This window comes from Candidatus Erwinia haradaeae (genome assembly GCF_900698855.1).
Taxonomy (GTDB): domain Bacteria; phylum Pseudomonadota; class Gammaproteobacteria; order Enterobacterales; family Enterobacteriaceae; genus Erwinia_E; species Erwinia_E haradaeae_F.
The window spans coordinates 290,086-312,242 of sequence record NZ_LR217698.1; the positions used below are offsets into that span (position 1 = coordinate 290,086).

A 22,157-nucleotide genomic window follows, 5' to 3' on the forward strand; every position below is an offset into this window, starting at 1 on the left:
ACTAGACGATGTGAATGCTTATCTATCTATTAGATATATAGATTGGATGTAATTCGTTGTATATTGTTTCAATTATATCTATTGTATAATCAAATCATATTTTTATTAGTTATTTTCATATTGTTCTTAATTGGTTGAATATGAATGTCACTACAATGACTGATTAGTTTTAATATTTTTAACTGATAAATCGTATTATTGTATCTGCTTATAGCATGTTTTATATCTACTTCCTTAATATTCTTTTTTACATAGTAACAAGATAATGTTTTAATAATATATTTAGAATAGTAGTTATCAGCAATAGTTGACTAGATTGGTAATTGTATTAATGAAAATTATATATTGGTTTCTTATATAATATAAGATAACACTATGTAGATAGTGCTATTTTAAAGAGGTGAATATACGAATATAAATATTCTGATTTTACATATTTAATTAATTTTATCACAATATGATAAAGGATAGGTCTAGTCGATTTGTAAAAATTATAAGAATATAATAATCATTGATTTTAAATTTCTTTGTTAAAATTAAATAAGAACGGATTGTTGAAATCATATGATCTAATATGTTTTATAACATAGGACAATTACAAGTAAGAACTTGCGATTTACCTTTTTAGTGTTAATAAAATCACACTACTCCTAATTGGTTTGAGGTTCAGTCACTTAATATTAAGTTTGACATACTGTATTTATTTTAATAAATGTTAGATTGTAAATCTAATATCGTAATTATATAGACATATCTATACTCATATATTTTTTTAAGAGTTTATTCACAATGAAGTTTATTTTTTATTAGTCATTCTTGGTCTTTTTCTTCTTTATATGAAAGAAGAGGTTCTTTTTTTCCTTCAACAACCAACTGGTCGATAATTACTTTTTCAATTGTATTTATGGATGGAAGGTCATACATGATGTTTAGTAATATATTTTCTACTATTGATCGAAGTCCTCTTGCTCCAGTTTTTCGTTCTATTGCTTTTCGTGCGATAGCCCAGAGAGATTCTTCGAGGAATTCTAGTTTGACATTTTCCATATTAAATAATGCTTGATATTGTTTAGTGAGTGCATTTTTAGGTTCTCTCAGAATACCAACTAGCTCCTCTTCATTAAGGTTATCTAGTGTTGCTACTATTGGAAGACGACCAATAAATTCTGGAATTAGACCAAACGTAATAAGATCTTCTGGTTCGACTTGTGCGATCAGATTATTTTCTGATATTTTTTCTGACTGCCCTGTTATCAATGCATTAAAACCTATTCCGATTCCAGTATCTACTCTTCTCGCTATTACTTTTTCTAGCCCTGAGAAAGCGCCTCCACAAATAAAAAGGATTTTAGAGGTATCCACACTTAAAAATTCTTGTTGTGGATGTTTTCGTCCTCCTTGTCGTGGCACAGATGCAATAGTTCCTTCAATTAGCTTTAGAAGGGCTTGTTGAACTCCTTCACCAGACACATCGCGAGTAATTGATGGATTATTTAATTTTCGAGATATTTTGTCAATTTCATCAATATATATAATTCCATATTGAGCCTTTTGTACGTTATAATCACATTTTTGTAGTAGTTTTTGAATAATATTTTCTACATCTTCGCCAACATATCCTGCTTCAGTTAGAGTGGTAGCGTCTGATATGGCAAAAGGCACATCAAGTAGGCGTGCCATAGTTTCTGCTAATAATGTTTTACCCGTCCCTGTTGGACCAATAAGAAGAATATTGCTTTTTCCTAGTTCAATATGATTTGGTATTTTAGCATTACGAATGCGTTTATAGTGGTTATAAAGAGCTACTGAAAGTACTTTTTTAGCTTTATCTTGTCCAATGACGTATTCATCGAGATGAATACGAATGCTATGTGGATTTGGAAGTATATGAGCTGGATCTGGTTCTGTTTGATCGCTTTTTTTGTCTTGATCGATCATATCATTACATAAATTAATGCATTCATTGCAGACATATACTGAAGGTCCTGCAATTAGTTTTTCTACTGTATATTGGCTTTTTCCGCAAAAGGAACAATGCAGGTTTTCACCTGAACCGTCTTTGTTTTTGTTGGTCATTATTCTTTCTCTATTATAATTTTCTATTGACTACAAGGTTAGAAATATATCTCTAGTTTAATATGTAGCAATTTTTTATAAAATAATAATTGTATACAATATGAATTGTAGTGTGATTTGTTAGGTGCGCTGAGAGAGAATGGCATCGACTAAACCGTATGAAACTGATTCTTGAGAGGATAGAAATCGATCTCGATTAGTATCATTATCTATGGTTTCAACAGTTTGACCAGTGTGTTTTGCCATTAACTGGTTCATTATTTTTTTTGTTTTGATAATTTCGCGTGCATGAATATCAATATCAGAGGCTTGTCCTTGAAAACCACCTATGGGTTGATGAATCATCATTCGCGAATTGGTTAAACAATACCGTTTACCCTTTGTACCAGATGTAAGAAGTAGTGCTCCCATAGAACATGCTTGTCCTATGCAAATAGTTCTTATGTCTGGTTTAACAAATTGCATCGTATCATAAATCGACATTCCAGAAGTAATTACTCCACCAGGAGAATTGATATAAAGGTGAATATCTTTTTCTGGATTATCGGCTTCTAGAAAGAGAATTTGTGCCACAATTAAATTGGCCATATAATCTTCAATCGGTCCAGTAAGAAATATAATTCGCTCCTTTAGAAGGCGCGAATAAATATCGTATGCACGTTCTCCTTGAGAGGTTTTTTCAATGACTATTGGTATTAAAGTCATATAATCTATAGTACTCGCGTTGGTGTGACTATGTAACACAGTTATCTCCTAGTTTACTCTTGGGTAGTAATTAATTGATATTAGAGCTGTTTAGGATTTTAGAAATCTTCGATGAAAGTTTTGTGTTTAAATGTTAATAATTATAAGATTTCATATCTAGATGAGAATTATTTGGGGTCTTTCTTGGGTATTTCAAGGTTATCATAGAGTCTAATTACTTAAAGGAAGAAATTTTATGTTATATAATGATTTAAAATTATGTTGTTGGCAGAGAGTTTAAAACTCCTGATCATGAAGAGAAAAGTTTTTGCTTTTCATACCGGTATATTCCGAAAGAATAGTGATGTATTTTCAGAAGGAGGGTCATTTTATAAATAATGGATATATATAAGAACTGTGTATAAGTGATTCCTGTATATCGTTTAAGCATATTTATTTTTAAATATTTGATTTAGTTCTTATTTCTTTCACTATTTTGCATAGGTATAGATCTGATAGAATATACATGATTAATCCATTAGATAAGAATCAATATACTATTGATTTTCCCATTAGCAATAAATTAAGATAGATATTTTTAATTGTTTTTATGGAGTGAGCTAAACATTCTATTAGAATATGATTCATTTTAAATATTATTTAGAAAAATAAATAATTTTAGATACACAAATCTTTAATTTGGATCAAAAAGTAAATCTTATTAAGTTTTGATAATGGGAGGATCTTTATAAAAATATATGATTAGTTTATATAGTATGTTAATACAAATATTATTATATATTTTTATGATAGCTGAACGGATTTATCAAAAAGAGAGAAGATTTTGATTAAAAATATTATTTAACAATTCTATTGGTTTATTTTTAAAATATCGGAAATAGGACATGTTGCTTTTGTCTCCTTATTTATTTTATTTTATTTATATATTATCTATAATGGTATTATTTTAAATTTATTCGTATGTTAGTTTTTCATATCTCTCTAATTTTTTGAACTAGGGCGTTTATTGTATCCCGATTTTTATTATTTAATATCCTATGGTATAGGATATATTGGAGAAGGAATTTTCATTATTGAACTTTTCTTACAAAGTAACTAAGTTAGTAGCTTACTGTAGTTTAATTCGTGGTAATCAGCCTGTTGGATTACTTCTGTTACTATGGCCTACTTTATGGGCTTTATGGTTATCAGAGATGTCTTCTCCATCTTTTAGGGTTTTCCTTATTTTTATATTAGGTGTCTTTTCTATGCGTTCCGCTGGTTGTATAGTCAATGATCTTGTTGATTGGAAAATTGATAGTTGTATTAAACGTACATGTAAACGGCCTATCCCGAGTGGATTAGTATCAAAAAAAGAAGCAAAAATACTTTTTTTGTTTTTTGTCTTTTTGTCTTTTTCTCTAGTTTTGATGATGAATGAAAAAACGATTTTTTTGTCTTTTATTGGTTTATTTTTAACTCTAATTTATCCATTTATGAAGCGTTATACTAATTTACCACAGATGGTTTTAGGTATATCTTTTAGTTGGCCCATTCCTATGGTGTGGGCAGAAGTTACCCAAAGTCTTCCGAAAATTTGTTGGTTATTGTTTTTAGCAAATATTTTTTGGGTAATGGTGTACGATACACAATATGCTATGGTTGATCGATCTGATGACTTAAAAGTTGGTGTACGATCTTCGGCGATTTTATTTAATCGTTATGATAAATTGATTATTGGATGTTTACAATTATCAGTATTAATCGTATTAATATTAATCGGATGGAAAATTCATTTAGCTAAGAGTTTTTATTATAGTATTTTTATTATTTTTTTATTGTTTATTTATCAGCAGATGCTAATAGCAGATCGTCATCCAGAAGATTGTTTTCAAGCGTTTCTTAATAATAACTGGGTTGGATTTGTTTTATTTCTTGGTATTTTTTTTGGTATATAAGTTAGAACATCTTAAATAAAATTATTATTTAAATGTTACATAGGAATTATTTAAATTAGGTATATTTTATAATTTTGCCTATATGGATTATTATAAATAAATATTGGATTAGGTAAGAAACCACAGGGTTAACTGTAATGATATATCAAGCAGAGATTCTCTATGTATGAGATGGTTCCCATAATTTCGTATAGATATTGTATCTAATACAATACAAATTGTATTTGAATTTATATCATGTATTATTACTGAGTTTGTTTAAAAAAATCTGTTAAAGATCCCAATAAAGCTATATTAAGGCTTAATTGGAATAATTAATTTTAACATTGTGAACTACAATAAAAAGGATTACAGATGTATTTTTAGATAAATTAATTTTTTATATTGAAACTATAATTTGATAGTTTTTAAAAAAATATAAAAAATCATAATTGAACTGTTTACAATTAAAGAAAAGTTTGTATACCTGGATATTAATATAATTAAAGAGCGTATAGGTTGATTGTTAAATCTAAATCAGAACTATAAAGATTGTTAATAATAAATTATTAATCTTTTAATTAAGATGAAATTCTTTTTTAGATATAGAAGTTATTAACTCATAGTTTATAGTTGATTTTAACTAGATTTAAATATTGTTTACAAATAGGAAGTAAGTCATATTTTATTAACTTTTGGATATTCAGTGGAGGTGGCGGAGAGAGATAGGTTTCTATCATTTTTTTTGCTAGAGAGTTAGAATTTAATTCTGTCAGCGCTCTATCTTCTCCGGCTTCTGTCAAAATTTCCTTTGGTCCTCCAGGACAGCATGTGCTAATGACAGGCGTTCCGCACAGTAATGCCTCTACAAGAACATTGCCAAAACCTTCGCTGTCTGAACTCAGAATTAGCATAACTGCATTTTTAATTAAAGGGTAAGGGTTGTCTTGAAATCCAGTGAGTATGACTTTATGTGAAATACTCAGTTGTTCTATTAGTTCTGTGATTTTTTTGACTTGTTTTTTGTTTCCTGTACCAACTAGAACAAGGAAAGCTGGTATATTTGATTGCGCATAAGCTTCAAGTAATCGATCATGACGCTTAGTTGGATGAAATCGTCCTACATGTATTAAGTATGGTTTTGGTGGTAGATTACAATGTTTATTAGACTGATTAAGAATGTAACTAATGTTAAATGGATTATGAATTATAGCTAGTTGATTAGGTAAAATAGAGAAATTGTATATTAAATCTTCTTCGATAGCTTTAGAGACTGCTAAAATATTTTTTCCTTGATATACTTTCATAATTTTTCTTTTTTTGATCCATCGACTAAGTCCATGTCGATGGTTTAAATAAGATGTTGATAGCATACTATGCACACAGTACCATATTTTTTTACCAGAAAGTAAATTAGCAGAGGATACTATACGGTCAGTGTGGTGTAAATGGGAAAAAATTAAGTCGAACTGGCCTTCATTCTGTTCTTTTTTTTGAATAATTTGTCTGAGCTGGTATGCTTGTTGTTGAGATTTCGTTAAGAATCTTAGCCAAGAAAAGGGATGATTTAAAGTTTCCAAAACTTGATATCCGATTCCGATAGGAATCGGATAGTAACAAATATTGCGTAATGATAAGAGACTAATCTCATGTCCTAATATTCTCATTCCTTGACACAGGGTGAGAACGACTTTCTCCGCTCCTCCACCTGGAAGGCCATCAATAATCATTAGAATGCGCATAAGTTAGTCCATAACTGTTTGATAAAGAGATATTAGTTTTTGAGTTAGATGATCAGAAGAAAGTGATATAGTTTTTTTCCGTATATAGTTGCTTATATGGCTAGAATATGTCGACGGCGGGAGATCCATAATGGCATCTCTAATTGAAGGAATGTTAAGTGCATCACAAATATAGCCGGTTTTACCAGATTCTATAAATTCCTTACCCCCGCAAGTAGTGGAAGTAATAATTGGTAAGCCACAAGCCATCGCTTCAAGAATCACATTGGGACCGGGATCGTATAGAGATGGAAGAATGAGTCCGTCTGAAGCTTGATACCATTGGCACATATTATGTTTTATTCCAGCAAACATAATACGGTTAGTACAGCCAAGTTCATTAGCTATTTTTTTGTATTTTTCTTCTTTTTTATCTCTTCCAATCACAATAAGATAGTAGTGTGTCATTGCTACTGCATGGATTGCAGCTGCAAGTCCTTTACGTTCAAAACCAGAGCCAACATAGATGAGTATACGCGACTGTAATGGGAGATGGAGTTGTTTTCGAATATTGATTTTTTCTTGTTCATTAGCAGGAATAAATTTTTTGGTATTAATCGAATTATAAATAACGTGAATTTTATTACTAGTTAGACCAAATCTTTCAATAATTTCTTTTTTTATCATTTTTGTATTACATATCACTGCTTTAAGTTCTGGTGCTTGGTACATTTTATTTTCAGCTTCCATAATATAATTATGGAATTGACTGCTAAGTAGTATTTTTTGCCGCCATTTAGGTAGTATGCGACAACGTTGTTCTAACCAGATTTGATGGATACCGTCTCCTGCGCGATATATATGACATCCCGAAATCCTTTCATGGCTCTGAATAAGGTTAAAGTGTTTTCGCTTCCAGAGTGTACGAGCGGCTTTTGCAAAGCCTCGCTCTCGGCTTATACGTCCTAATTTGATTGGATTACATGGGTGAAAAGTAGAGTGTGTGAGATATTTTTTCGGCCATTTTCGTGCAATAATATGCAGATTAAGTTTTTGAAGTCCTGAGGCTTCTAGTATGTTGGTAATAAAATTTTCTGCTCCGCCATCAAAGCGATGTTGTTGTCTAACAATTACAAGTTGTATATTTTTCATAATGGATGATTTTAGTATATAATTTAGTTTTGGTGTCATATAAAATTTAAGATATTGTTTTTATTTTTTAGAATAGATAGGTTTTAGATTAGGTAGAGTCATTACGTCTTAATTAATAAGATTGATTTCTAAGTTTATTAATTCAACTTAGTATGGTATTAGTTTTCAGTCAGATAAGGTATAATATATTATATGTTCAATGATTAAGGTTGTTATTAATTAGAGAAATAGGTTCTGATAAAAAATGATTTTTTTTAAATAAGATATTTTCTATTTCAACGCACAGTAAGGATAAGAGATAAAATGCATTTTATTCGTAAGATAACGTTCATCAATTTTAAGAATTATTTGAACTGTTACTCACGGGGAAGAGTTCATATAATAGAATATTTTATTTTAAAAGGTATTGAAAGATGAAAAAAAATTTTCTTTATTTTGTTGATGCAGGAACGATTAATATCGAGAACAATATCAGTATTCCTTGGATCTTATAATAAGAATGTTTGATAGAACAAGCAGACATCTGTTAGGTTGAATAAAATGTATTTTCGACATTATATGGTCATTAAGAGATCTTAGTCTTTTATTAATGGTTGCCTATGATAAGCTCAACCTTAAAATTTTAATTATTTATGGAAATAAATTCTATAATTAATATAGACTTGTTATTGATTTTATAGGACTTATCTTAGTTATAAGATATTTTTATGTAGATTTATGTTTACATAATATATTTTTTAAATCGCAAAAATTTAATATTATAAGTATATTTTTCTAAAAATCTCTTGGTCACTGGGTAAGAAATATATGTAAAGAGGTTAAAGTTCTATTAATTTATATGATATGTTTCGTTTCTTAATATTTAGGGAATAGTACGAAATGGGTTATAGCTTTCGAGCTGGTCAACCAGCCCGACAAAGTGATCTGATTAATATTGCGCAATTAATTTCTCAGTATTATCTTTTTCATCCTCAATTAGGTAATATAGATCATGCAGTCAAATTTGGAACCTCTGGTCATCGTGGTAGCGCTGTGCGGTATAGTTTTAATGAGACGCATATTCTAGCTATTACTCAAGCTATTGCTGAAGAGCGTAGAAAAAAAGGTATAACTGGGCCTGTTTATGTAGGAAAAGATACGCATGCTCTGTCAGAGCCAGCAATGTATTCAGTATTAGAGGTTCTCGTTGCTAATGGTGTTAATGTCATTTTGCAAAAGGAAAATGATTATACTCCTACGCCTGCTATTTCTCATTCTATCATTGAACACAATAAAAAAGTTAGTTTAAAAGCTGATGGGATCATTATTACTCCTTCACATAATCCACCAGGAGATGGTGGAATTAAATATAATTTACCAAATGGTGGGCCCGCTGACAGTCAATTTACAAAAATATTAGAAGTTCGTTCTAATTTTTTAATTCAAGATCAATTAAAAGAAGTACAACGCTTGCCTTTTGAGCAGGTATTGGCAAGTGGTTATTTAGAGGAAAAGGATATACTTCAGTCTTATATTGAGGGTTTGTCGAAGATTATTGATATTCCGTCAATTCAGAAGGCCAATTTAAAGATTGGTGTTGATCCTTTAGGCGGATCTGGCATTAAATATTGGCAGTGTATTGCAGATTTTTATCAGATTGATTTAACTATTGTTAATGATTCGATTGACCAAACATTTCGTTTTATGCATCTTGATCATGATGGGGTTATCCGCATGGACTGCTCATCAAAACTTGCTATGGCAGGTTTATTATCAGTGCGTAATCAATTTGATATATTATTTTCTAATGATCCAGATTATGATCGTTATTGTATTATTACTTCTGATGGAATGATGAGCGCTAATCATTATCTTGTAGTAGCTATTCATTATCTATTTCGTCATCGGCCTCTATGGGGGGAAAATCTTGCTGTAGGAAAAACGGTAGTCTCTAGTAGTGTGATAGATCGCGTAGTTCATGATTTGAATCGTCAGCTTATAGAAGTTCCAGTTGGGTTCAAATGGTTTGTCGATGGTTTGTCTAATGGAACCCTAGGTTTTTGTGGTGAAGAAAGTGCAGGTGCTTCATTCTTATGTTTTGATGGACAACCATGGTCAACTGATAAAGATGGTATTATCATGTGTTTGTTAGCAGCAGAAATTATGGCGGTTACCGGTAAAAATCCTCAACAATACTACAATGAGATTGTTAATTGCCTTGGTGAATTTAGTTATAATTGTTTACAGGTTCCTGTTACATCGATACAAAAAAATTTTTTATCAGAATTATCACTTGATATGATTAGGTTTGATGTGTTAGCGGGTGATCTAATTATTAACAGTATAGTCATTGCGCCTGGCAATGATGAGGCAATTGGTGGTCTGAAGGTAATGACTAAGAATGGTTGGTTTGTGTTACGCTCATCTGGTACTGAAGATTTTTATAAAATCTATTGTGAAAGTTTTATTGGAGAGAATCACCGAAGAAAAATAGAAGAAGAAGTATTTGAGATGGTTAGATCTCTTATTCATTGTGTTTGATAAAATAACGATGAAGTAATTAGTAAGGTAATTGTTATTATGATCTTTTTATATAATTTAATTACTAATTTATTTAATTTTTTAGAATTTTTATATAAATAAAATGGTTCTAATCATTTAATTTTCATAACAAATTATTTGAAGATTAATTTTATTTATAAAAGTGATTTTCAAATAAATAATAGTTAGTTAATCACGAAGTTTTAAATGATTCAGGTTTTTATATTATTTAAGATATCAATATATAAAATGTTTAGTTTTAGTAAGGAAAAAGCGAGTAGTTCTATTAGGTCATATCGTATAAAAGTATTTTTATTAAATTTTATAAAATATTACTTTATAGGTATAAAGTAATAGTATAATGATTTATTAGAGATCACTCTAAAAATATATTTTTATAGAAGATTTATTGAAAAGAGATGATTAAAAATTGTTTTGTTATAGGTGCGATATCTTATGTTAATGATAGTTACAATTTAATACTTTTATATTAGATTTATTCTAAGAGTTTTTCCAGTTTTTTTCATTAGAGCAGTATAACTTGGATTGATAGACGTGTTGTTTTTTATTAATTTAGGCTTTATTCTATAAAGGGTTATAGAATCTAATATATATTATTAGGTGATAATTTTATTGGTCATAATCTTCAATCGTATTGAATTGTTTTATTATTCGAAATTATGACTTGATAAATAGATAATGATGGAGTTTTAGGGTATTAATAGTTTTTTTTGTTTCTCTTATTAGGAATTTTTGCTTTATCAACTAAATAAACAATAAATTTTAGTTACGAATGAAAGAGAATATATGTAACGGATATATAGTTTTCACATAAGAAGTTCATTAATATTGTTAATAAGGCATGTTTTCTGACGTAATAAACTTATTTTATGATTGTGAGTAATTCACAAAGAGAGTCCGTACGAATCGATTATATCCATATTTTTGTAACGTGAGGTATGTAATTATAACTATTTATTTTTTCAAATATTTTAGTGTTTATAGTAATGGTATATGCATTTTAACGTTTGTAATATTGTTTTATGGGGTATTACATTTCTTGTCTTCTAAAATGGATTATATTTAAATATGATATATGAGTTGAAGTTATTTTTTATCTTCATGTATAAGAAGTTGAAGGATATAGTCCGAAATAATTGATATAGTTATGAGCTATATAAACATAAATAATAATTACATATTATATTAATATTTTTTTGATCCACATTTAATATAGTACAAAATTAAAATTTGTAGCATCTTGAATTGGTGCAATAAATATTGCAATGATTATTAATCTAAATAATAGATATTATTAATTAATTATCTCTATGGTCTTTTTTAACCACGTCCTAAAATCATTTCCAAGTGTTTGATGGTTTATTCCAAATTCAACAAAAGCTTGCATATAACCCAGTTTGTTACCGCAGTCATAGCTCTTTCCTTTTAGATGATATGCCTCAATTTTTTCTTTTTCTATTAGCATTGCAAGTGTATCGGTGAGTTGAATTTCATTATTAGAGCCAATAGGTGTTTTAGATAGCAAAGGCCAGATTTCTTTGGAAAGTACATAACGTCCTACTACTATAAGATTTGATGGCGCTTTGTCTGCTGTGGGTTTTTCTATTATATCTACTATGAAAGTTCTGTCACCTGGGTTTAATTGTGTTCCTCCACAGTCCACCACACCATAGGATGTGACATCCGTCATTCGTTCAACCATGATTTGACTGTATCCTGTCTGATGAAATACTTCAATCATATTTGCTAGGTTATCTTTTGATAAATCTGATTCATGCTGACTTAGGATAACATCAGGAAGAATCACCACAACCGGATTATATCCAATAACTGGCCATGCGCAACTCAAGGCATCTCCAAGTCCTTTAGTTATCTTCTGACGAACCTGAATAATATTAATATATTTAGGACAGATAGAGTAGATTTCTTTTATGAGTTGTTTTTGAATGTGCTGTTCTAGTGTAGTTATTAATTGCAAATCAGCATCAAAATGATTTGCGATAGAAAATTTAGATGTATTTGTCACTAGAACAATGTCATTGATACCAGAAGAGACGCACTCATTTACGATATATTGAATAAGTGGTTTATCAACTAATGGTAACATTTCTTTTGGTATTGCTTTTGTAGCAGGGAGCATTCGTGTTCCTAGTCCAGCAGCTGGAATAACTGCTTTGATTGTTTTTTGACTATATTGAGACATGGTGCTTACTCTTTTTAACTTATTTGAGGTTTTATCATCTTATAACAAATAAAGACAAGATAAACATAATTTGCATTAGGATTATAATTCTTGTAGATTGTTGATTAGGTTTAGTGGCTCTTTAATTTAGTACTAGATAAATTTTACTTAGATTATGCATGATCATTATTATCTTATTTTGGAGTATAAGTATAGAAGAGTCTAGTTTGAGTGTGGTTATAGTCAATAGAATTGAAATTTTATAAAATTTGGTTTACTATTAGGCATCAGATATTGTCACACTATGGTAATAATACGATGGTTTCTAAATGATTTAGGAGCTTTGAAGTAGTCTAAAATAGACTAAAAGTATTTTTTTATTGTATATGTACAAAAATATATTATTAAAACATGAGTATGTAATAAATATTAATATCTATTCTAACAATTAAGGAGATAATAAATGAGTATTGTTGAAAAAATTCAGAGACAGATTTCTGAGAACCCTATTCTGTTATATATGAAAGGCTCTCCTCGACTGCCAAGTTGTGGTTTTTCGGCTCAAGCTGTTCAGGCTCTAGAAGCATGCGGAGAGCGCTTTGCATATATAGATGTCCTGAAGAATCCGGATATTCGTTCTGAGATGCCAAAGTATGCAAATTGGCCAACTTTTCCTCAGTTATGGATTAATGGTGAATTGTGTGGAGGTTCTGATATTATCATAGATATGTTTCAAAGCGGTGAACTGCAAAAGTTAATTAAAGACACTCTTCGTAAGAGAACTGCTTCTCTAGAAGAATAGAGAAGAATTTATTTTATAGATCATTTAATTTTAAATTGCATGATAGTTTTACCGAAAGGTACATAACATAATATTATGATTGACTATTATTGTAATGAAAGATGCAATAATTATAAGCGAAACACATAAAGTTTATTTAAGGGATTGTTATTGAATTGGATTTTAATCATGTAATCTTATTGTTATGATTAAAAGTTATATGCATCTAAGAGATTGATAGCACTAAAGAGATATATTTTAACATAATTTTTACATAATTGACAATATAGTCAATCGATTGAATGATATTAATTATTAAGGAGGAAAAGACCTTAAAAAATAGTATTTTTTATAATATAACGCTTCTTTAATAAGAATATATTTCATTAATATAGATTATATTGTTAGTATTTTTAATACAATTAAATAGGATTAAAGGATTGTGGTTAGTCGATGCGAAAGCGTGTGATCTTTTTTGATCTCGATGGTACGTTACATCGAGAAGATATGTTTGGCTCTTTTATATTATGGCTTCTATGGCGTCAACCGTTGAATTGTTTTTTGCTAATTTTTATTTTTCCTATAATTGGATGCGTTTTTTTAGTACAAGGTTATTCATCGCGATGGTTAACAAGTCTTCTTCTTTGGTCTATTACATTTGGACACAGTGAATCCACTCTTACAAAGAGAGAAGAGCAATTTGCTAATTGGTTTAGGAAGTACCTCACTCCTTTTCCGAAAGTACAAGAACATCTAATACAGCATATTTCTTCTGTAGACACTGAAGTTTGGTTAATTACTGGTTCACCTAGGCGTCTCGTAGAGATCGTATATGGTAATTCGTATTTTCTTCCTCGAGTAAAACTTCTTGCGAGCCAGATGGTAAGGTTTTGTGGGGGAAGAGCACTTTTAGTTCGTTGTGTAGGATATGAAAAAGTGTTACAATTGGAGTTAATACTTGGTAAACCTTTAAATATTAAAATTGGTTATAGCGATAGTAAAATGGATGATCCTTTATTATTTTTTTGTCGAAATGCTTTCCGTATCTCTTCATCAGGGGAGTTAACAAAGATTAAATAACTAAACTATGGATGTTATAATGTATCATAGTTTTTTATATAAAATCAGTTTTTCTTTTTTTTTAAAAGTTTAGATTTTTGTATTATTTATGGTTCTTATTATCATATCTTCAATATCATAATATTTAGATTTTTTTTGGTATTTTTATCATTTGTTTGGACATGATATTCTTATTATATTTCGTGATTTAGTAAAAATTTACAATAATATATTGTTTATATAAACATATTTATATTTACGACTGCTTAGTGTAATTATAATTGTGTTTAATTTTACTTACATCTTATGAGAATACTTTTAGTATTAGATGTTAACTAGTTAGTAATTTTTTAATTCTTGTAACATATGTAATCAATTTTATTTTGTTTTAATTTAAAATATTTTATTTTAAAGGTAGGAGTTGGTTTTTGATATAGTGATTTAATGTGATTGGATTTAATGAAAACTAGATGAACACTAATTTATATGATAATTTCTTTTAGAAAGATTAGAAATGTTAGATAACATGATTCAGGTATTAATACCACAGAACTATATGTACTATAGACATAGTATTTAGACTGATTTATGTAAAAATTAATGAGATGTATTATAGTAAAGTCCTTAAATTTTGATTGAGATTTGTATTTTAATATAAAGCATAGAACTGATTGGTGTAAAGTGTGCCTACAAAGTTTTAGGCGTGCCTAATAGGTTGGAGTTCTTTGTGTTATTTTTATTTATATATGATAGGCTCTGATTAATGAAGGTTTTTTATACTAATATTAATGATTATTTTATAATACATATTAAATACTTCTTCTTTTGTTGTTTTATGAAGAAATAGATCATAGTCTATTTTGTCTATCTTTAATTTAAAGGTTAGGTTTAGGTCATAGAAAATATTGATATTCAAGTTTTATAGGTCATTTAATCTCTTTTAATGGTTTTAAAAAAAAATTAGAAACTGTTGCAAGTGGATGAATTATATTTTGAGGAAGAGTATATTAATGTTTATGAAATACTATATGAGATGAGTGTATTGGTAGCAATGTGATTCGCTAACGAGAATTGTTGTTGAGATAAATTAATATTTATTTTAGAAATATTGATTGCTTTATTCATGAATTACATTGACTAGATAATGGAAGAATAAAACTACTAAATTCATTTTAGAATGAAGATTCTATCAAGATACTCAAGAAATAGATTTTGTATTATCATTCTTATAATAGATTATACGAAAACTTTTTTAGATTAGCATAGAAAAGTAGATTTATAAGTTTTATTTTCTGCTAGAAGAGAAATAGGCATAATTTCGTTATTATTTTATCTCTAATTTAATCAGAGATAAGTCATATTAATGGAAAATTTATATACATCAAGTTATTTGTTAGTTGATTGATAACTTTGTGTAAAGCATGTTTAGAATCTTTAATATCTGGTCTAGAAGAAGGCGCGTAATTATATTGAAAGTTGTTATGTAATCTGTTTTTATTTAAATAGTAAGATTTGTATTTAAGGTAAAATATTCTTGTTTTTAATATAGTAAGCATATCCATGCTGGATTGTTTTATTCTTAATTACAATATTGCATTTAAATATAATATATTAAACTTACAATTATTCCATAATGATATAATTTTATGTGAGCTTTATAGGGTCTTCATAATACAAATATTAATTTCCTATTTATTTAATAAAATTTTATATGCACAGGAATGTTTAGTTACTTTAGAGGTGGTAAGTTTTTTATGAGTTATTAATTTGTTTTAGGCATAAAGCAAATCAGTGGTAATGTTGATATATTTCATTAGAAATTAGAATGAAATTTACATAAATATGCCATATTGTGATCAGATGATAATTGGTCTATTGTAAGCTTTATTTATTTTAGTTAAATTAATAATGCAATCATAAGGAAAAGATATAGATATATTATACATGACGGATTAATAGAATTATAAATAGACATAGTAAAAAGATAATCTATATAGAATTATTGATCTTAAGTCTTAGCATAGGATGGTTTAATCTGGATTTATAAAAATAAGATAATATACATTTTCTAGAAAGAAAATCTATATTATTATATTAAATAATATTTTATATTTGAACTAATTTATGAAGTCAGATTAAATATCACTAAGGTCATATTACAGGATATTGATTAATGTTATTCATTGATTGCAATAAGGGTGTAAAGAAAATTCAATTATAGATATCTATAATGTTTATATAACTTTCTTTTATATCAATTGGTTTATGAGAATTTGTTATTAATCAATTATAAAATATGCAATGAGTATATAATGATAGTTAGTATCAGGTCTGTGATAATACATTGTATCTGATTAACTCATTCTGATAGGTTTATAGTTTTTTTAAAGAGGTTTTGTTTCATTTATGTTGGATTAGCGAAAGCTATACTATAATTTATGGCAATTTTGTATGAGAATTTTAGTAAAAAGCACAGTCATTCCTGATAATCTAACATATGAACTGGATATCGATAGATCTCAACCAAGGGGTATATGTCTTATCTCATGAGTCACAAGTTGATTTATTTACATTGCAAACGAAGTGTCGTAAGAAAAATCTTCCTGATTCATTAGAAGAATGGGGGCGTTGATGATAAGAATATACCAGATGTTGTATTTATGCATAAAAACAAGTTTCTTTTCTCATCTTTACCAATCTTTAGATTTAGTAAGTTTTTTTGCATTATGCTATGGACCTAAAGAATAAGAATTCTGACATTAATATTCAAATTGTGTTTGTTTCTATAATATTTGGTCGTTCTTTACTTAGAGAACGAAAAAATAAGAAAGCGTGTATTCTTATGTAACGTTAAATAGTATATATAAACTTTTAATTATATTTTTAGGTTGTGATAGTTTTATTCGTTTTTTAAGATTAGAGTTACTGTATTATTTTATAATGAATACCTAGAAAAGAGAAAGGGACTCTAAGGTTCTGATAAGAGTAGTTCGTATGCATTTTTTTCGTCATCTTCTAGCTATGGTGGGCCTGATTTTACCAGTTCGAAAGAATTTATTTCATAAATTATTGGAATCGAGAGCAATAAAAAAAGCTATAGACGATGAGTCCAACAGCAAACAGATTTCTACAGAGAAAGCAAGAAAGCATGCTGTAAGATTTATAAAAGAAATAGCTTCTAATCCATCTGATTTAGCTCTGTATTTTACATCGCATATTATGAAATGGGCGTGGAAACGACTCTATGAAAAAATTAATATTACAGGGGCTGATCGCATACGGCGCTTAGCGAAAACTGGAAAAGAGTTAGTCTATGTTCCTTGTCATCGTAGTCATATCGATTATCTTCTTCTCTCCTATGTTCTTTATAATCAGGGATTAGTTCCGCCTCACATTGCTGCTGGTATTAATCTTAATTTTTGGCCAGTTGGTTTTCTTTTTAGACGTTTGGGTGCATTTTTTATTCGTCGTTCTTTTAAGGGTAATAAGCTTTATTCTACGGTCTTTCGTGAGTATTTGAGCGATCTTTTTATTCGTGGAGCTTCAGTGGAATATTTTGTTGAAGGTGGGCGCTCACGTACGGGTTATTTGTTAAATCCAAAAACTGGTATTTTATCTATAACAATACAGGCTATGTTACGAGATGGTCATCGCCCAATTGTATTTATACCGATCTACATTGGTTACGAACATGTTTTAGAATCTCAGACTTATGCTGATGAATTACGTGGAACTTCTAAAAAAGAAGAAGGTATTTTATCCATTATACGTGGATTGTGTTGTTTGCGCAATCTTGGTCAGAGCTATGTTAATTTCGGTGAACCGCTTTTATTAACAGAATATTTAACTCATCAAGTACCAGATTGGCGTAAAAGTATTAATTCACTAGAATCTCAACGACCAGCTTGGTTAACTTCAGTTGTTAATGAGATTGCGCAAAAAATTATGATACGCATTAATAATGCTGTAGTTGTTAATACAATCAATTTGTGTGCAACTGCTTTGTTGGCTTCGCGTACACATTCTTTATCTCGTCAACAATTAATTAATCAGATTGATTGTTATATGAATCTTTTACGAAATACATCTTATTCTTCTGAGTTAACGCTACCAACAATCACATCACAACAATTATTGGATCACGCGTTAAAAATGGATAAATTCAATGTATTTCAAGACAGTATAGATGACATCATTATGTTAAAACCTACACAAGTAGTATTGGCTACTTATTATCGGAATAATATTTACCATGTTTTAGTAATACCAGCATTGATTGCATCTCTGCTTATAAATAAGAAAGTGGTCAGTTATCTTGACCTTCTTCAACATATAAGTGTAATTTATCCTATTATTAAAAGTGAATTATTTCTTCGATGGACTGTTGATAATCTATCTAAAGCACTAGATATGTTCATTGTTGAAATGGAACGACAGGGTTTGCTAATAGAAGAAAAAAATTTTTTGCGATTTAATCCAGATTCTTTTCATATTTTACAGCTTTTAGCAGAAGGGAGTCGTACTATAGTACAACGTTATTCTATCATTTTTTATCTTTTGAGTATTTCTTCTACGATTAATCGTGGTATGTTAGAAAAACAGAGCCGTACTATAGCACGACGTTTATCTGTTGTATCTGGTATTAATTTTTTAGAGTATTTTGATCAGTTATCTTTTAGTTCTTTAGTGTTAAATTTACGCAATCAAGGTTACATTAAAGATGTAAGTTATCCTGATTGCTTACGAGCGCGAACGACTTATCAGTTATGTTTGGATTTAGTCGACGAGAACATACGAATTGTTATTGAACATGCATCAAGACATTTATAGCTATATTAGTTTTTTAGATTATAGTGATATGAAATAAGTTTTAGGAAAATGCGCTAAATAGCGTGTTGTATAGTGTATGAGATATTCAGAAAGACTTAGGATTAATTTAAGAATGTTATAAAGAGTGATATAAAGTGAAGTGTTAAGAGATACGTTCAAACATTTAGAAAAAATGGGGATAGTATGAGATTTTTGGTTACAGGAGCGGCTGGATTTATTGGGATGCATGTTACTCAATCCCTTTTAAGCATAGGTCATGAAGTGGTTGGAATAGATAATTTAAATAATTATCATAATGATATGACATTAAAAATAGATCGATTATCTACGATTAGAAACTCAGATAACTTTACTTTTATTAAATGTGATATAGTTAATCGAGAGGTCATGGCAAATTTATTTCGAGATCACAGTTTTCAACGTGTTATTCACCTTGCTTCTTGTGCGGGTGTTCGTAACTCTCTATTTGATCCTTTTTCATACGTTAATTCTAACATCTTAGGGTATTTAAATATTCTAGAAGGTTGTCGTTACAACAAAGTAGAGCATTTATTGTATGCTTCTTCTAGTTCAGTATATGGTCTTAATGATAATATGCCATATGAAATAGATGATGATACTAGTCATCCAATTTCTTTTTATGCTGTCACTAAAAAATCTAATGAGTTAATGTCTCATAGTTATTCCTATTTATATGGGATTCCTACGACTGGTCTTCGATTTTTTACTGTATATGGGCCATGGGGGCGTCCTGACATGGCGTTATTTAAATTTACCAAAGCAATACTGTCTGGTGAAAAAATCAATGTTTATAATTATGGTAATATGAAGCGTGATTTTACGTATATTGATGATTTAGTTACCTCTGTGATTTCTTTACAAGACATAATTCCAATAAATAGAGGTACAGGATTAGTTACTAAAGATGTGGATCATCTCTCTAATAGATGTGTGCCTTATCAGATTTATAACATTGGTAATAGTGAACCTGTAAGTTTAATTTCTTATATTCATGCTCTAGAAAAAGCACTGGGGCGGGTAGCAGATAAGAATATGCTGCCTATGCAGGCTGGAGATATGTGTGGAACACATGCTGATATTAGTTTATTAGTAAAAGTTTTAGGTTCTGTATCTCACACTTCAATAGAAATAGGTGTGTCACATTTCATTTCATGGTATAATCATTATTATAACAATATACAATAGATTTTTTATTATTGTTTATTAGTAATCAAATCCATATACCGAGTATTTAAAAAAACATCTTAGTCTAAGATGTTATAGAAGGTTCATTTGATTAGTTAAATAAAAATAATGAATAATGAAAATATTTTCAGATTAGGTTGTATTTTAGTGTCGTACGAATGAAGTATGTAATATTTTATTTTGAGTAGGTTTGTTAAGAATAAAATGTTTCCAAAACATGTATGAAATTGATCAAAATTTGTTTTTTTGATTTAGAGTTCTTACTATGTATATTAGTTTGAATGTATTTACGTATCTTGAATAAGATAATTTTATTTATATAAATATATTTTATAATTGTACTTTAATTATATTACTGATTCAGTAATCTAATTTGATAGGATTTTCCCTTTATCTTAGTTAAGATAAAATAGTTATTATAATATGAGTATGTCATTCATAACTTGATCTGATGATTTTTCAAAAGAAAATATTTATATAACTAGAGGTGAATATAGTGACAGAGAAAATATATATTTTGTAATATATAAAAATATTAAAAGATTTTAATTAGAATAGGTTCGATTCTTACTTGAATATCTAGTAAAATAACTTAAATTGATTGTAATGTGACCACTTGAAGGTCACAGTAATTAAAACTAGTTATTAATAACTTCTATAGTGAATAATTCTTCGTTATGCTACTGAAAGGTTAATTTATAATCTTTTTAATAGAGATTTTGCTAGGTTTTATCGTGGAATATTTGAGATATATATGTGGCCATTAATATAATATAATTATAGAATAATTCCTTTGCTCTAAGTTAATTAAGATTATATTAGAACCAGATACTGATTAGATGACAATATATTGATATGATATGATTGTTGATTAATGAGTTATGATGTTTTAGTATGAAATTAGAAGTTATAGATTCTAGTTGATAAAGAATCTTCTAGCATTCTCTGTATTAGAGAATTATTTTAAGTTTATGAAATTAAATTTAATTTAGTAATTTGCAAGAAAGAAGACTCAAATGTATGCCTCTCTTCTAGTTGTATTTTTCTTGATTAATTTATTAGATAACAAGTCTAGTAGTATCCATATATTAGAGATAATTAAAATGAGATTTTATAAGGTGTTTATTAAGGCATGAATTTCTTCTTATAAAGCAAAAATTAAGAAGAATGAGTGAGGTATAAAGATTAGGTGATGTTAATCCGTCTCATATTTCTTTAATTTGATTGAGAAGGTTAATAATCATGTATTAGTATAGCTATTTTTTATTGTTTTTTTCTATTTTAGAAACCTGTTTAGTTTTAAAAAGAGAAATAGAGTAGATTGGGAATATTGAAGATTAAGTTATTAAATGTTGATATATTTTAAATATGTTTCATGGGAAAATTTTATATAATTTTATTAAAAATTGATTTAAAAATTTGCATCTATGTATCAATAATAATAATTTTAATGTAGTTTATTAAAATTAGAATTAATTTGGCATTATTATTTAACTTTTATTTTATATAGACACGCTTACTTGACAATACTATATAAATTATATTTAGTTTATACAGATAATTTTTTGAAAGTGAAGAAAATTTATCTAAAAATTATTATTTTTATGTTGTTTTGGTTTTCATGCGATAAGTTAATTACGGTATGTTAATTATAGATAACTGAATATGCACTTAAATATCATTCTAAGAATGAAGAAAAATATTTAAGTGAGTAAATTAGATTTTATGAAAAAAAATGATAGTTAGATTTTATATTGTGTGCAATTTTGAAGAAAATTAATGTGATTTATTTTCATTTTTAAAAAGATTACAGAATTAATTTTTTATTTTTTGTTCAGATATTTAAATAAGGTGGTTTTGATTACCTTAAATATAGTGGCTTGATTTGATAATATTGGTATTTTAAATTATACTAAAGTATTCATATAAGCATGTGTTATAGAAAATAGATTAAAGATATTTAATTTATAATTTTATGTAGCTAGTTA

Annotated in this window: 12 protein-coding genes; 7 read left to right on the plus strand and 5 right to left on the minus strand. The window is 28.4% G+C overall.

Annotated elements, in window-relative coordinates; translation table 11 throughout:
- Window positions 1-810: 810 nt before the first annotated feature.
- Window positions 811-2,076 carry an ATP-dependent protease ATP-binding subunit ClpX gene (gene clpX / locus HACICURT3053_RS00850; RefSeq protein WP_157991876.1) on the minus strand — a complete coding sequence of 422 codons (1,266 nt, stop codon included), beginning with the start codon at window positions 2,074-2,076 and terminating at the stop codon, window positions 811-813.
- Window positions 2,077-2,196: 120 nt separating this feature from the next.
- Complete coding sequence (clpP, locus tag HACICURT3053_RS00855) at window positions 2,197-2,781, minus strand: ATP-dependent Clp endopeptidase proteolytic subunit ClpP (protein ID WP_157992295.1); 585 nt, start codon at window positions 2,779-2,781, stop codon at window positions 2,197-2,199.
- A gap of 1,073 nt (window positions 2,782-3,854) precedes the next feature.
- On the opposite strand from clpP, the gene ubiA reads away from it, so the two are divergent.
- A complete protein-coding gene (gene ubiA / locus HACICURT3053_RS00860; protein ID WP_157991877.1) occupies window positions 3,855-4,718 on the plus strand; it encodes a 4-hydroxybenzoate octaprenyltransferase in 864 nt (287 codons plus the stop codon).
- Between the two features lie 599 nt (window positions 4,719-5,317).
- Here the strand turns inward: ubiA and HACICURT3053_RS00865 are convergent.
- Complete coding sequence (locus tag HACICURT3053_RS00865) at window positions 5,318-6,439, minus strand: glycosyltransferase (protein ID WP_157991878.1); 1,122 nt, start codon at window positions 6,437-6,439, stop codon at window positions 5,318-5,320.
- 3 nt (window positions 6,440-6,442) lie between these two features.
- Window positions 6,443-7,570 (minus strand): glycosyltransferase family 4 protein, encoded by a 1,128-nt coding sequence (locus HACICURT3053_RS00870; RefSeq protein ID WP_157991879.1) that lies wholly within the window; start codon window positions 7,568-7,570, stop codon window positions 6,443-6,445.
- Window positions 7,571-8,449: 879 nt separating this feature from the next.
- Here HACICURT3053_RS00870 and pgm point away from each other — a divergent pair.
- Window positions 8,450-10,090 carry a phosphoglucomutase (alpha-D-glucose-1,6-bisphosphate-dependent) gene (pgm, locus tag HACICURT3053_RS00875; RefSeq protein ID WP_157991880.1) on the plus strand — a complete coding sequence of 547 codons (1,641 nt, stop codon included), beginning with the start codon at window positions 8,450-8,452 and terminating at the stop codon, window positions 10,088-10,090.
- A gap of 1,315 nt (window positions 10,091-11,405) precedes the next feature.
- On the opposite strand, the gene galU is transcribed toward pgm, so the two are convergent.
- Complete coding sequence (gene galU / locus HACICURT3053_RS00880) at window positions 11,406-12,314, minus strand: UTP--glucose-1-phosphate uridylyltransferase GalU (RefSeq protein ID WP_157991881.1); 909 nt, start codon at window positions 12,312-12,314, stop codon at window positions 11,406-11,408.
- Window positions 12,315-12,756: 442 nt separating this feature from the next.
- Between galU and HACICURT3053_RS00885 the strand changes: the two genes are divergently transcribed.
- The 5 genes from HACICURT3053_RS00885 to HACICURT3053_RS00900 all read left to right on the plus strand — a co-directional run bounded on the left by HACICURT3053_RS00885 (window position 12,757) and on the right by HACICURT3053_RS00900 (window position 20,169).
- Complete coding sequence (locus tag HACICURT3053_RS00885; protein ID WP_157991882.1) at window positions 12,757-13,095, plus strand: Grx4 family monothiol glutaredoxin; 339 nt, start codon at window positions 12,757-12,759, stop codon at window positions 13,093-13,095.
- 432 nt (window positions 13,096-13,527) lie between these two features.
- Complete coding sequence (gene yfhb, locus HACICURT3053_RS00890) at window positions 13,528-14,154, plus strand: phosphatidylglycerophosphatase C (protein WP_157991883.1); 627 nt, start codon at window positions 13,528-13,530, stop codon at window positions 14,152-14,154.
- A gap of 2,476 nt (window positions 14,155-16,630) precedes the next feature.
- Window positions 16,631-16,765 (plus strand): hypothetical protein, encoded by a 135-nt coding sequence (locus HACICURT3053_RS03405; RefSeq protein WP_269472354.1) that lies wholly within the window; start codon window positions 16,631-16,633, stop codon window positions 16,763-16,765.
- Window positions 16,766-17,127: 362 nt separating this feature from the next.
- Window positions 17,128-18,963: a glycerol-3-phosphate 1-O-acyltransferase PlsB gene (gene plsB, locus HACICURT3053_RS00895; protein WP_232037542.1), complete on the plus strand. Its 1,836-nt coding sequence runs from the start codon at window positions 17,128-17,130 to the stop codon at window positions 18,961-18,963.
- 183 nt (window positions 18,964-19,146) lie between these two features.
- On the plus strand, window positions 19,147-20,169 hold the full coding sequence (locus tag HACICURT3053_RS00900) for an NAD-dependent epimerase/dehydratase family protein (protein ID WP_157991884.1): 1,023 nt from the start codon (window positions 19,147-19,149) through the stop codon (window positions 20,167-20,169).
- Window positions 20,170-22,157 lie beyond the last annotated feature (1,988 nt).

Coding starts and splice junctions, on each gene's coding strand:
- clpX (WP_157991876.1), bottom strand. CDS start 2,076: ATGACCAACAAAAACAAAGACGGTTCAGGTGAAAACCTGCATTGTTCC.
- clpP (WP_157992295.1), bottom strand. CDS start 2,781: ATGACTTTAATACCAATAGTCATTGAAAAAACCTCTCAAGGAGAACGT.
- HACICURT3053_RS00865 (WP_157991878.1), bottom strand. CDS start 6,439: ATGCGCATTCTAATGATTATTGATGGCCTTCCAGGTGGAGGAGCGGAG.
- HACICURT3053_RS00870 (WP_157991879.1), bottom strand. CDS start 7,570: ATGAAAAATATACAACTTGTAATTGTTAGACAACAACATCGCTTTGAT.
- pgm (WP_157991880.1), top strand. CDS start 8,450: ATGGGTTATAGCTTTCGAGCTGGTCAACCAGCCCGACAAAGTGATCTG.
- galU (WP_157991881.1), bottom strand. CDS start 12,314: ATGTCTCAATATAGTCAAAAAACAATCAAAGCAGTTATTCCAGCTGCT.
- HACICURT3053_RS00885 (WP_157991882.1), top strand. CDS start 12,757: ATGAGTATTGTTGAAAAAATTCAGAGACAGATTTCTGAGAACCCTATT.
- yfhb (WP_157991883.1), top strand. CDS start 13,528: ATGCGAAAGCGTGTGATCTTTTTTGATCTCGATGGTACGTTACATCGA.
- HACICURT3053_RS03405 (WP_269472354.1), top strand. CDS start 16,631: ATGAACTGGATATCGATAGATCTCAACCAAGGGGTATATGTCTTATCT.
- plsB (WP_232037542.1), top strand. CDS start 17,128: ATGCATTTTTTTCGTCATCTTCTAGCTATGGTGGGCCTGATTTTACCA.
- HACICURT3053_RS00900 (WP_157991884.1), top strand. CDS start 19,147: ATGAGATTTTTGGTTACAGGAGCGGCTGGATTTATTGGGATGCATGTT.